This window comes from Clostridium sp. UBA1652, from assembly GCF_002320975.1.
Classification (GTDB): Bacteria; Bacillota; Clostridia; order Clostridiales; family Clostridiaceae; genus Clostridium_T; species Clostridium_T intestinale.
The window spans coordinates 66,140-77,618 of sequence record NZ_DCLI01000091.1; the positions used below are offsets into that span (position 1 = coordinate 66,140).

At 30.2% G+C, this 11,479-nt stretch carries 17 protein-coding genes; 15 read left to right on the forward strand and 2 right to left on the reverse strand.

Going from position 1 to position 11,479, the window contains the following annotated elements; genetic code table 11:
- Window positions 1-14 precede the first annotated feature (14 nt).
- From B3N22_RS20580 to B3N22_RS20635, 12 genes are all read left to right on the forward strand, one after another.
- Window positions 15-467 (forward strand): HIT family protein, encoded by a 453-nt coding sequence (locus B3N22_RS20580; RefSeq protein WP_073017158.1) that lies wholly within the window; start codon window positions 15-17, stop codon window positions 465-467.
- 49 nt (window positions 468-516) lie between these two features.
- A complete protein-coding gene (locus B3N22_RS20585; RefSeq protein WP_286910147.1) occupies window positions 517-1,074 on the forward strand; it encodes an NUDIX hydrolase in 558 nt (185 codons plus the stop codon).
- 78 nt (window positions 1,075-1,152) lie between these two features.
- The gene (dapF, locus tag B3N22_RS20590; RefSeq protein ID WP_286910149.1) at window positions 1,153-2,013 is read left to right on the forward strand and encodes a diaminopimelate epimerase; all 861 of its coding nucleotides are present in this window, start codon (window positions 1,153-1,155) and stop codon (window positions 2,011-2,013) included.
- Between the two features lie 172 nt (window positions 2,014-2,185).
- Window positions 2,186-3,613, forward strand: a complete 1,428-nt coding sequence (locus B3N22_RS20595; protein WP_286910151.1) for an HAD-IB family phosphatase — start codon at window positions 2,186-2,188, stop codon at window positions 3,611-3,613.
- A 171-nt stretch (window positions 3,614-3,784) separates the two neighbouring features.
- A complete protein-coding gene (locus B3N22_RS20600) occupies window positions 3,785-4,408 on the forward strand; it encodes a class I SAM-dependent methyltransferase (RefSeq protein WP_286910153.1) in 624 nt (207 codons plus the stop codon).
- 71 nt (window positions 4,409-4,479) lie between these two features.
- Complete coding sequence (locus tag B3N22_RS20605) at window positions 4,480-5,043, forward strand: ribonuclease FAU-1 family protein (RefSeq protein WP_286910155.1); 564 nt, start codon at window positions 4,480-4,482, stop codon at window positions 5,041-5,043.
- A complete protein-coding gene (locus B3N22_RS20610) occupies window positions 5,030-5,353 on the forward strand; it encodes a hypothetical protein (RefSeq protein WP_286910157.1) in 324 nt (107 codons plus the stop codon). Before B3N22_RS20605 ends, B3N22_RS20610 begins: the two co-directional genes overlap by 14 nt.
- Window positions 5,354-5,548: 195 nt before the next feature.
- The gene (locus B3N22_RS20615; RefSeq protein ID WP_083553403.1) at window positions 5,549-6,037 is read left to right on the forward strand and encodes an RNA polymerase sigma factor; all 489 of its coding nucleotides are present in this window, start codon (window positions 5,549-5,551) and stop codon (window positions 6,035-6,037) included.
- On the forward strand, window positions 6,034-6,489 hold the full coding sequence (locus tag B3N22_RS20620) for a zf-HC2 domain-containing protein (protein ID WP_286910162.1): 456 nt from the start codon (window positions 6,034-6,036) through the stop codon (window positions 6,487-6,489). The genes B3N22_RS20615 and B3N22_RS20620 overlap by 4 nt, the downstream gene beginning before the upstream one ends.
- Before the next feature lie 33 nt (window positions 6,490-6,522).
- Window positions 6,523-6,960 (forward strand): GNAT family N-acetyltransferase, encoded by a 438-nt coding sequence (locus B3N22_RS20625; RefSeq protein WP_238906732.1) that lies wholly within the window; start codon window positions 6,523-6,525, stop codon window positions 6,958-6,960.
- Window positions 6,961-7,053: 93 nt separating this feature from the next.
- Window positions 7,054-7,536, forward strand: a complete 483-nt coding sequence (locus B3N22_RS20630; protein ID WP_286910165.1) for a MarR family transcriptional regulator — start codon at window positions 7,054-7,056, stop codon at window positions 7,534-7,536.
- Window positions 7,537-7,669: 133 nt separating this feature from the next.
- Complete coding sequence (locus B3N22_RS20635; RefSeq protein WP_286910167.1) at window positions 7,670-8,911, forward strand: MFS transporter; 1,242 nt, start codon at window positions 7,670-7,672, stop codon at window positions 8,909-8,911.
- Window positions 8,912-9,007: 96 nt separating this feature from the next.
- On the opposite strand, the gene B3N22_RS20640 is transcribed toward B3N22_RS20635, so the two are convergent.
- Both B3N22_RS20640 and B3N22_RS20645 read right to left on the reverse strand, forming a co-directional pair.
- Complete coding sequence (locus B3N22_RS20640; RefSeq protein WP_286910169.1) at window positions 9,008-9,178, reverse strand: hypothetical protein; 171 nt, start codon at window positions 9,176-9,178, stop codon at window positions 9,008-9,010.
- A gap of 74 nt (window positions 9,179-9,252) precedes the next feature.
- On the reverse strand, window positions 9,253-9,993 hold the full coding sequence (locus B3N22_RS20645; protein ID WP_286910171.1) for an alpha/beta fold hydrolase: 741 nt from the start codon (window positions 9,991-9,993) through the stop codon (window positions 9,253-9,255).
- A 288-nt stretch (window positions 9,994-10,281) separates the two neighbouring features.
- Here B3N22_RS20645 and B3N22_RS20650 point away from each other — a divergent pair, with 288 nt between their 5' ends.
- From B3N22_RS20650 to B3N22_RS20660, 3 genes are all read left to right on the forward strand, one after another.
- On the forward strand, window positions 10,282-10,626 hold the full coding sequence (locus tag B3N22_RS20650) for a winged helix-turn-helix transcriptional regulator (RefSeq protein ID WP_073017120.1): 345 nt from the start codon (window positions 10,282-10,284) through the stop codon (window positions 10,624-10,626).
- A gap of 1 nt (window position 10,627) precedes the next feature.
- The gene (locus tag B3N22_RS20655; protein ID WP_286910174.1) at window positions 10,628-11,107 is read left to right on the forward strand and encodes an AAA family ATPase; all 480 of its coding nucleotides are present in this window, start codon (window positions 10,628-10,630) and stop codon (window positions 11,105-11,107) included.
- A 29-nt stretch (window positions 11,108-11,136) separates the two neighbouring features.
- A partial coding sequence (locus tag B3N22_RS20660) for a hypothetical protein (protein WP_286910176.1) occupies window positions 11,137-11,479 on the forward strand: 343 nt, incomplete at its 3' end.

Here is an 11,479-nt window from a genome sequence, read left to right on the forward strand (position 1 = left end):
ATGGAGGGATAGATATGGGATGCTTAATTTGTGAGAGAATTGAAATGATAAAAGAAAATAGGAATCCGTATTTTGTTATGGAGCTAGAAACTGGTTATGTGGTTATAGGAGACCATCAACATTTTAAAGGGTATACATTATTTTTATGTAAACAACATGTTAGTGAATTACATGAATTGCCTAAAGATTTTAGAGTTAAGTATCTCGAAGAAATGAGCATTGTTGCAGAAGCGGCATATAATGCATTTAAACCTGAAAAGATGAATTATGAATTACTTGGAAATGGAGATTCTCATGTTCATTGGCATCTATTTCCTAGAGTTGCAGGAGATACACCTAAAAAGGGACCTGTATGGTGGCTGCCAAGGGAAGAGATGTATGATGATTCAAAGCGTATAAAGGGCGATGAACTTAGGAACATGGTAGAAAAGTTAGAGAAGGAACTTAAGAATTTACTGTCAAAATAAAGCTTGCTTTAATATAATGGTATTCTCAATAATTTAAGGGAGAAAGTACATGGAAAACTTTGAATGGGAGATATTAAAATCTGAACATATTGTTAAGGATAGATGGATTTCTCTACGTGCAGATACCTGTAGAATGCCAAGCGGAAAGATAGTGGAACCCTATTATGTGTTTGAATATCCGGCTTGGGTAAATGTTGTTGCAATAACTAAAGAAAAAGAAGTTGTACTAGTTAAGCAATATAGACATGGAGCTCAAAAAACTCTCTTAGAGTTGCCATCAGGAGGGGTTGAGGTAACAGATAAGGCACCAGTTGATGCAATAAAAAGAGAACTGATAGAGGAAACAGGATATACAGCTAAGGAGTTTGTTCATACTTGTACTATTTCTGCTAATCCCGCAAACCATACTAATCTTACTTATTGCTTTCTCGCTTTAGATGCAGAATTAACCTCAGATACTCATTTAGATGATACAGAACAAATAGAGGTTGTTTTAAAACCTTTAGATGATGTAATCTATGACCTTAAGGAGAATAAATTTTTACAAGCTTTGAATGTTACAGCTTTATTTCATGCATTGATGCATATTAATATGATAAAATTTTAATATAGGTACGTAACACCGTATTATTTAAAAAATTTTACGGTGTTTTATCTTATAAATGTAGATTGGGGAGAACTTGATATGAACAATTTTGTGAAAACACATGGATTAGGAAATGAATACATAGTTTTAGATGAAGAAAATATAAGTTTTAAGTTAACTGAAAAAGCAATACAAAGAATATGCAACGTGAATTTTGGAATAGGATCAGATGGAATTTTACTTAAAGTGAAATCAGTTAAAGCAGATTTTGGTTTAAAGATTTTTAATCCTGATGGTTCAGAAGCAGAAAAAAGCGGAAATGGATTAAGAATATTTTGCAAATATGTTTATGATTATGGATTTACTAGTAATAAGGACTTCACAGTTGAGACAAAAGGTGGAATAGTTAGAGCTAATATAGTTGAAGAAACTTCAAGTAAAAAGGCAAAGAGGATATCAGTTGATATGGGTAAGGCAAACTTTAACTCTAAAGAAATTCCTACAAATTTTATTATGGAAGAAGTAGGAGGAGAAAAATTACAAGTTGATGATAAGGAATATGAAGTAAACTGTGTATCTATGGGAAATCCTCATTGTGTAATAATTAAAAATAAGTTAGATATAGATGAGATAAAAACCTATGGTAAGCTTATAGAAAATCATGAGATGTTTCCTAATAGAACTAATGTACAATTTGCAAAAGTTTTATCAAGAAATGAAGCTGAAATTCTTATATGGGAAAGAGGAGCAGGTTTTACATTAGCATCAGGAAGTTCTTCTTGTGCAGTTGCTAGTGTTTTAAAAAAGAAAAATCTAGTTAATAATGAAATAAAGATAAAAATGTTGGGGGGAGCGCTTATTATTGAAATAGATGATGGGTGGAATGTAAGAATGACAGGCGAAGTTAGACAAATAGCAGAAGGGATTTTAAGTGATGAACTTATTGAGGATTTTAGTTGATTTATTTGAGGAGCACTCTATTATTCAGAAATGGATTATAGGGTGTTTTTCTATATTAACTGTAATTATATTTTAAAAAGACTAAAGTAATAACATGAATTAAATGGTATAATATCCATATTATATATGAAAATTAGAAGTGTAAATCATTATTTTGTGATGGGGCGATGAAATGGATTTAAGATTAAAGTTTAATGAAGATCCATTAAACTATGATAAGTATAGACCAACCTATAGTGAAGAATTATTTAAGGATATTATTGATTATGGGGAATTAAATAATTCGAAAAGTGCACTTGAAATTGGGATAGGAACTGGGCAAGCTACTTTGCCAATTTTAGAGGCAGGCTGTAGTATTAGGGCTATTGAACTTGGAGAGGATTTAGCTAGATATGTTAAAGAAAAATTTTCTTCCTTTAGGAATTTCGAAGTTCAAAATATAGGTTTTGAGGACTTTATTAGTGATAAAAATCAATATGATCTTGTATACTCTGCAACAGCATTTCATTGGATACCAGAGGATATCGGATTTAAGAAAGTTTATGATTTACTAAAGCCTGGTGGAACAATAGCTTTGTTTTGGAATCACCCATTTGTAAATCGCGATGATGATAAATTACATATAGAAATCAGAAAAGTGTATAAAAAGTTTAAACCATCAGATAAGGAGCTTACTGAATTTAATGAAGATTCTTGCAAAAAATATACACAAATATTAGAGAAGTACGGATTCACAAATATAAAAAGTAAGATTTACAGAAAAACAAGAAAATTAAAAGCTAGTGAGTACATATCTCTTCTAGAAACTTATTCAGATCATAGACAGTGCGCTGAGGTGTTAAAAAATAATTTGTGTAATGGAATAACAGAGGCTATAAATAAGTTTGGTGGAGAAATTAATATTTATGACACTATGGACTTGTATTTGGGGAAAAAGCCTTTAAATGATTATGAAATTAAAAAACATAAACTTGTTTGTTTTGATTTAGATGATACATTGATTAGACAAATACATTCTGTAATGTTACCCTGTATTTTAAATGGCAAGGAAAAAGAACATTCTTCAATACAGGAGAAAGAAGAAACTGGCGAAATTGATTATATAGAGGCAGATTATCTTAGAGCAAAATTACTTTTTGGATTAGAGGAAAGTAAAATTAAACATTCATTTCTAGAGGTTGTAAAGCCTCTAAAAAATATTAGAAATGTAATTGAATTATTACATAGCCAAGGTATTAAGTGCATTGTAATTACTGTAGGTCCAAAACAAGTAGCTAAAGTTGCATGTGATATTTGGGGCTTTGATGGCTATTATGGAAGCGAGTATGAAGTCAGAGATGGGATATTCACTGGAGAGATTATAAATTATATTAAATCAGAAAATAAGGTTGAGTATTTAAAGGATTTTTGCATGAAAAATAATATAAATCCTGAAGAATGTATTGCAGTTGGGGATGGAACAACAGATATTCCCCTGTTTAATTTCTGTAGTAAATCTATTGCAATAAATGCATCTGAAAGAGTTAAAGAACATTCAAGTTATGCAGTTGATACTGATGATTTGATGGATATTATGAAATATATTAGGAGTGAATGTTAATATAATTCATCAAAGAGAAAGTTAAATGGACTTATTATATTAAAAGAAATATCGAAAAGTAGGTTCATGAGGTACATCAAAACATAAAGACTTAAAGAAGTATTTGGAACATAAGAATTAATATCAAAAAAGGCCCATCAGAATATGAGTTATATAAAAGAGGTGTAATATATGAAAACTTTAAATAAAGGAATTCTGTATGACAAGATGATTCAAGAGAAATCAGATGATGAACTTGGATTATTTGATAAATATGAAGAAACTTTTGTAAAGATAAGAGAGAAGATTTTAAGTTATAAAGTGAAAACTATAGTTGATTTTGGTTGTGGGACAGGTAATCTATGTGGGCCATTAAGTGAAAAGTTAACTATTATTGGTATAGATAAAAATGTTGAAATGATTGAAGTTGGTAAAGGAAAATATCCTAACATGAAATTTGTTGAAAGCAGTATTTTTGATGTACCTATCATAAAGCAAAAGGCTGATATCGCAGTATCTTCATATGTGTTACATGGACTTAATGAAAAAGAACAACAACAAGTTCTTTCTAATATGTTATCAATTAGTGATAATAGTAGAGTTATCTTGATAGATTTCATGTTTGAAAATATGCACCTTAAAAAAGATCATAAAGAAAGCTTTCTCAGAAATGATAGAGAAGATTTATGGGAGTTTATAGAAAGTAAGAACTTTTTTATAGTTGAGGATTTAAGAAAGTACATAGAGCAGATGGGCCTAATGATTTCTTTTGAACATGTAGGAAATTTTACATGGATTGCGGAGATTAAGAAATAAAAATAAGTTCAAGTTGAGTTTCTTGATGGACCTATGAAAAATATGATATTTATATGGTTGGTGAAAACAAAATGAAGAAAAAGCGCCTTATTTATGATGAATGGACAGGAATAACATCAAAGAGATATACACAATTAAATATTGATAATGAAGTTTTTAAAGGTATTGCTGCTATGTTGTACATAGATAAAGTATCAAAACCTTATATATGGAATTTTAATGGTGAAGAAATCATAGTGTGTGATAGTGGGATGAAGTGGCTTCAAATGCTACCGGATGATGGTACATATGTTATCACAGCTATGATAAATATGAAAAATGAGATTGAATTGTGGTATATAGATATGATTGCAAGTCATGGAATTGATGATGATAACATTATTTATTTTTATGATTTGTACTTAGATTTGATCGTATATCCTAATGGAACTATTAAAGTTGATGATATGGATGAACTTGTTGATGCCTTTGAGGAAAATATAATAACAAAAGAGTTATATGAGCGTGCATTAAAAACAAGTGAGAAATTACAAAATGGAATTTTAAAAGACATACCTCAATTGGAAAAGCTGTCTTTAAGTTGCATAAATGAACTTGAGAAAAAGATTAAGAGGTTTTATAATGAGAAAATATAAAAATATATTTGCATGTGTTATATTGCTTATAACAATTGGGCTTGTCACATATAACATTGATTCAAAGAGGATATCAGAAGATAAAAAGCCTATATTTGTTGTACCAACACTAGTAGCAAAAGACGGTGGAACTACCATATATAGAGGTCTAGGATATAAAGTTATTAGATGGAAGATGATCAGTATAAAACAAGTTGATGGTAATGAAGTAAATGGATATATGACTGGATATGAAATTAGTACCATGTTTAAGTCTCAGAATATTAACGATGGGCCTAAGAAAGATTTGAAATTTGTAATAAATGAATAGAAGTTATAGTTTTTGATGATGGTTTTGAAATGAAAGTATATGAAGAGGCCCACCATGAATTAAGATAGTAGTAACCTAAATGCGTGCTGCTATTTTTTGCTTTGTAGGTTAAATTAATAATATAATAAAATTTTTATAAATCGAGTGTAATATTTTATGGCTTAATGTGACTTATTATATGAAAGGGGGATTTCAATGAATAGTATAGAAAATTTGTATTTGGAATATAAACAAGATGTATTTAACTATTTATTAAGTCTCACTCACGATCCTGCACTTTCAGAGGATTTACTTTCAGAAACATTTGTTAAAGCCATATATTCAATTGGGGGATTTAAGGGGAATTCATCAATTAAAACTTGGTTATTTGGTATTGCGCGGAATTTGTGGTTACAAAATTTAAGAAAATATAGAGTAACTGTGGAGTATAGTGATCTTTTGGAGGTATATGTTACGGATAATATTTTTGAGAATTTTTATACAAAGCAGATATATGAAAGAGTAGATGAGCTACTGAAAACTAAGGATATACAAGTGCAAAAGATTATAAAAATGCGTGTTGAAGGTATTAGCTATTCTGAGATATCAGATAGAATTGGTATTTCAGAAAATTCAGCAAGAGTAATAGACTTTAGAACTAAAAAATGGCTTAAGGATATGTTAAAAAAGGAGGGTTTAACTTGAAGATTTCTTGTGATGTTGTAGCTGATTTAGTACCACTTGTGATGGATGGAGTTGCAAGTGAAGATACTGTTGATTTAGTTACAGAACACCTAAAAAGTTGTGAAAAATGCGGAAGTGAATATGAAAACAATATTGTATTACATAAAATAGAACCTAATGATAAAAAAGTGGTGTCTTCAATTAAGAAAAAGTTGTTTTTTATATCATCAGCCTTGTTATTAGTTGGAGGAGTTATTGGACTTTCATTAAATAAAAATTCATCATCTAGTTTTATTCCTATTATAATTAGCGTGATTGCCATCCTTTTGGTAGGCACATTGATATTTAAATTTAATCTAAAAGGAGATGATAATATGAAGAAATTTTTTGTTGGAAGAGCTATTGGGACTGCTATAGTTTTTGGAATAATAGGAATTTATTTGTTAGTTAAATATTTAATACAGCTTTTTTAGTGTTATAATTATCTTTATTAAGGGGGGATTACAATGATTACTATAGAAAGAATTACTAGAAATGATGTTGAGGAGCTTTCAAAATTATATGAGGAACTTTTAGAGAAAAAAAGCAATCTAGAAGGTTTTTATAAGACTTTTGAGAAGATTAATTCAGATGAAAGTTATATTTTAGTTGGAGCTAAGGATGAAAATAATAAAATAGTTGGGACAGTCATGGGAATAATTTGTTATGAGTTAAATAGTGATTGCAGGCCCTTCATGGTTATAGAAAATATTGTTGTAAGTAGTAAATGCAAGGGACAGGGTGTTGGAAGAAAGTTAATGACCTTTATTGAAGATGAAGCAAGAAAAAGAAATTGCAGTTTAACCACACTTGTATCTGGAGGTAAAAGAAAAGAAGCTCATAAATTCTATGAGACAATGGGTTATGGAAAAGAATTAGTTAAGGGATTTAGAAAGTATTTGTAAGTAAAAGATTTCCTATTAAATTTTCAACTTGTTGAAATAAAAACGAAAATTTAATATAATATGTTTAATATATAGCATGTAGGAGGATATGTCATGGATAAAGAGGAACAGGTTCTAATGGGTCTAAGGAATTTAGTTAACAAGATGGCTTGGATTAACAAACCTAAGATGGAAAAACGTCTTGAGGGTTATAAATCTTCGGAAGTTCATTGTATTGAATACCTTGGGAAAAACACTGATTCTAATGTAACAAGACTTGCAGAATCTTTCTATATGACTACAGGTGCTATAAGTAAATTAACTAAAAAACTAATAAAAAAAGGGGTTATCGAAAGTTATAAGAAACCCGATAATAAAAAAGAGATCTATTTTAGACTAACTAAAGAGGGACAAAAGATTTTTAATGTCCATGAGGAATTACATAAAGAGTTTCAAGAACGAGACAAAAGTGTATTTGATCAAATGACTAAGGAACAATACGATAGTATGATTAGTTTTATGGATAGTTATAGCAACCATTTAGATGAAGAAATGAAAAAGATAGATGAGAATAGCGAATCAGAAAAATTTGAATAATGAAAATATGCAGCCAAACTTTATTTAGGGTAGGCTGTTTTTTTATTAAGGAAATTTTGTTGACAAGGAAGCAAAAAGTTGATAATATAAAATTGTTTCCTAGGAAGTAAAATAATTTTTAAAGGAGAACTAAATGTTTAAATTTAAATCACAAAATAAACAGTACATAGAACAAAGTGTAGATAAAAATGCTTTAATATTTGGACTTATATCTGTGTTTCTTTGCGGAATAGGCTTTGGTATCATATCACCTGTTGTTCCATTTTTGGTACAACCTTATATAGCTAATCCAGAATATCAAGCTATAGTTGTTACTCTATTAACCTCAGTTTATGCAGCTTGTGTATTTTTTGCCGCTCCTGGTCTTGGAGCTTTGAGTGATAAATATGGGCGTCGCCCAGTACTTCTATTATGCCTTTTTGGTTCCTCAATAGGATACTTAGTTTTTGGACTTGGGGGAGCTTTATGGATATTATTTGTTGGACGAATAATAGATGGTATAACTGGAGGAACAATAAGTACTATATTTGCATACTTTGCAGATATAATTCCTCCAAAGGAAAGAACTAAATACTTTGGATGGGTGAGTGCAGTTGTAGGCGTAGGAGGTGTTATTGGTCCAACTTTAGGAGGGTTACTTGCCAAGTTTGGTTATGCGGTACCAATGTATTTTGGAGCACTAATAACTTTATTGAATGTTATTTATGGATACTTTTTTATGCCTGAAAGTCTTGATAGAAATAATAGACTTAAAGATATTAGCTTTGTAAGATTAAATCCATTTACTCAGCTTACAAGTATACTTTCTATGAAAAGTTTAAAAAGACTTCTTATCTCAGCATTTTTACTTTGGATACCAAATGGATCTTTGCAGGCAGTTTTTTCACAGTTCACAATGGATACCTTCAGCTGGAAGCCTGCAGTAATAGGACTTATGTTTTCAATTATGGGACTCCAAGACATAATTTCACAAGGTTTTATAATGCCGAAACTTTTGAGGAAACTTGATGATAAACAGATAGCTGTTCTTGGAATGGCTTCAGAGATTATAGGTTATGGTCTTATAGCAATGTCAGCTCTACTATCATTTTATCCACTTCTTATTGTTGGAATGTTTATCTTTGCTTTTGGAGATTCAGTCTTTGGACCATCATTTAATGGGATGTTATCTAAGTCAGTAGATTCTAGTGAGCAAGGAAGGATTCAAGGAGGTAGCCAATCTATTCAAGCTTTAGCTAGAATGATTGGGCCAATAATTGGAGGTCAACTTTATGTAGCGGTTGGTCATGCCTCACCAGCCTTTATGGGTATGGTTCTTATAGCCATAGCAATACCAGTTTTATATAAGAGAACTGCTGCAAGAATTATAGAGTAGATAAATTTAAACTTATAGAGATAGGGTTTCAAAACTTTGGTACAAGTTCTGAAACCCTATTTTCGCATATACTGAATGGCTCATGTATAAAACTATTTAAAAATTCCTATTATTACCGCCTTTTTCTTCTATGTAAAGATCTAAAGCTTTAATTCCTCTGTGAGCAAGTTTTATAAACAAAATAAAACAATATATAGATATTCCAAACATACCTATAAGTATAAAAATATTGATAAAACTAAACATTATAAATCCTGGATTGCCCATTAAATATCCCCCTTTTTTATAGTTATTATATATTATATGATGGATAGGAAAATTATTCAAATATTCTACAAGATTTAATCTAGCTTATCTAGTATTCCTTGAATATACTTTGTAGCCTTACCTAATTCTTCATCTAAAATCATGTGTCCACTATATTTGAAATCAATAATTTCTAATTGATTTACATTTTCTTTGTATTTTAGGATATCATCATCAGTTAGATTTGATGGAATATTAGAATCTAAATCTACACCTCTAAACACCCATACAGGGCAGTTCATCGCATTTAAGTCATGGTAGAATTCTTTGTAGGTTGATTCATTTTCTATGCATTTTAGCGTATGGGTAGTGATAAAATTATCTAACTTAATTCCGTTGTAGACCATGTTACTCCAGAACTTAGCTGCACCTTTCTCTAACTTAGAATGAATAGCAGGGTAATCAATTATAATAATACCCTTAACTAGCTCTATATTTGATGATAAAAAGCCAAGCATATAGGATACGCCTTTGGAAAATCCTAAAAATACAGGTTTATTAATAGGTTCGTTTTGAAGTACACATTTTATATCAGATACATGATGGTTCCAATCAAAACCCGATTTTGGGGTACAGCTACCACCTCGACCACGATAGCTAATAGCAATACAATGTATCCCTGTAAGTCTTGATATCAAAGGGAGTGCTCTAATAGCCGGTTCCCATATTCCCATAGATATAACCAAAGTAGGTTTATCATTAACTTGATTACTCACATAATATTCAATTTTATTTCCACCATTAAGTACAAATTTTTTTATCAAATCTTCTTTCATAATTAATCCTTTCATCGTAAAACCATAGTATAGAAATAATTTTGTATAAACATAGATATAAACTAATAGGAAAATTGTGTATAATAAAAACAAGCGCCTTAGTGCTGTAGTACTATCGACACAGGAGATACTACATACTACATTAGAGTCATTTCTAAATTATTGTTGTAGAAGTCTTAAGGACTTCATTAAGTCTAATATTATAGGCTGATGATATTATTAACAAGTACGCACTTTTAAGTAATGTAGTTACCAAATGTATACTTAGAAATCATATAGGAGTAAAAAATGATATTTAAAGGAATCGAATACAATTGTTCTATGGAATTGACTCTTGATATTATAGGAGGAAAGTGGAAGCCTATTATTATTTGGCATCTTGGAAAAGAAACCATGAGATTTAATGAGCTTAAACGAAAGCTTCCCAATATCACTCATAAGATGTTATCTCAACAGCTTAAAGCCCTAGAGGAAAATAATTTAATAGTTAGAAAAGTTTATGCCGAAGTGCCGCCTAAGGTTGAATATTCTTTGACTGATCAAGGGAAAAGTTTATTGCCTCTATTGATTACTTTATGTGAATGGGCAACTGATCATGTTGCTTCAATACAGGTTGAGGAAAGTGAGCGTTAGCATGAAAATATATATAATAGGTTCCGTAGCCAGTGGAAAGACAACCCTAGCAAAGAAACTTTCAAAAAAGCTAGATATCTCATGGTACGAGCTAGATAGTATTGTACATATGAAAATAGATGATGGAGAAGTTAGAAGAACATCAGAGCAAATAGATGAAGAATTCAATAAGATTTTAGCTACTGAAAAGTGGATAATTGAAGGAGTAGCTAGAAGATATTTTGATAAAGGTTTTAAGGAAGCGGACAAGATCATATTAGTTGATACACCTCCATTAAAAAGAAGATACAGAATTTTAAAAAGATGGGTGTATCAAAATATGAAACTTGAAGAATGTCAGTACAAGCCAACCATAAAAATGCTCTTTTCCATGTACGGTTGGAGCAATGATTTTGATAAATCTAAAGAAGATTTGATGGACAGACTTCATGAACATGAGGATAAGCTTATGATAGTACGTGATGGGAATGTTGATATTTGATGGACAATCATGAGAGGAGATAAGCGGATATGAAACTAAATAAGAAATTAATATTGATATTTGTAACTTTTTTTATCTTAATTTCCTATATAAAGTTTTATACAGCTAAGATAAGTTTTAATAATGATGTTACGGTAGCAATAGTTAAAACTAGAAAAATTCAATTTTTTAAGAATAGTAAACTTGTTTGTGATGGATATAATGATTTTAATTGGTATAAAAATCAAGGATATGATTATATATATGGAGATGAAAAAGGAAATGTACATGAATGGTTGTACTTAATGATAATAACTTTATGGTGGATGATTTTATTTGCTTTTATTATATTAAGTTTAATTTATCTTTTACAGAAAGACCAACTATCAAAAG

Bases quoted from the DNA above. Each gene is read 5' to 3' on its own strand.
- B3N22_RS20645 (WP_286910171.1), bottom strand. From the start codon at position 9,993: ATGAAAGAAGATTTGATAAAAAAATTTGTACTTAATGGTGGAAATAAA.
- B3N22_RS20615 (WP_083553403.1), top strand. From the start codon at position 5,549: ATGAATAGTATAGAAAATTTGTATTTGGAATATAAACAAGATGTATTT.
- B3N22_RS20640 (WP_286910169.1), bottom strand. From the start codon at position 9,178: ATGGGCAATCCAGGATTTATAATGTTTAGTTTTATCAATATTTTTATA.
- B3N22_RS20610 (WP_286910157.1), top strand. From the start codon at position 5,030: ATGAGAAAATATAAAAATATATTTGCATGTGTTATATTGCTTATAACA.
- B3N22_RS20580 (WP_073017158.1), top strand. From the start codon at position 15: ATGGGATGCTTAATTTGTGAGAGAATTGAAATGATAAAAGAAAATAGG.
- B3N22_RS20605 (WP_286910155.1), top strand. From the start codon at position 4,480: ATGAAGAAAAAGCGCCTTATTTATGATGAATGGACAGGAATAACATCA.
- B3N22_RS20655 (WP_286910174.1), top strand. From the start codon at position 10,628: ATGAAAATATATATAATAGGTTCCGTAGCCAGTGGAAAGACAACCCTA.
- B3N22_RS20630 (WP_286910165.1), top strand. From the start codon at position 7,054: ATGGATAAAGAGGAACAGGTTCTAATGGGTCTAAGGAATTTAGTTAAC.
- B3N22_RS20635 (WP_286910167.1), top strand. From the start codon at position 7,670: ATGTTTAAATTTAAATCACAAAATAAACAGTACATAGAACAAAGTGTA.
- dapF (WP_286910149.1), top strand. From the start codon at position 1,153: ATGAACAATTTTGTGAAAACACATGGATTAGGAAATGAATACATAGTT.
- B3N22_RS20625 (WP_238906732.1), top strand. From the start codon at position 6,523: ATGATTACTATAGAAAGAATTACTAGAAATGATGTTGAGGAGCTTTCA.
- B3N22_RS20600 (WP_286910153.1), top strand. From the start codon at position 3,785: ATGAAAACTTTAAATAAAGGAATTCTGTATGACAAGATGATTCAAGAG.
- B3N22_RS20585 (WP_286910147.1), top strand. From the start codon at position 517: ATGGAAAACTTTGAATGGGAGATATTAAAATCTGAACATATTGTTAAG.
- B3N22_RS20650 (WP_073017120.1), top strand. From the start codon at position 10,282: ATGATATTTAAAGGAATCGAATACAATTGTTCTATGGAATTGACTCTT.
- B3N22_RS20595 (WP_286910151.1), top strand. From the start codon at position 2,186: ATGGATTTAAGATTAAAGTTTAATGAAGATCCATTAAACTATGATAAG.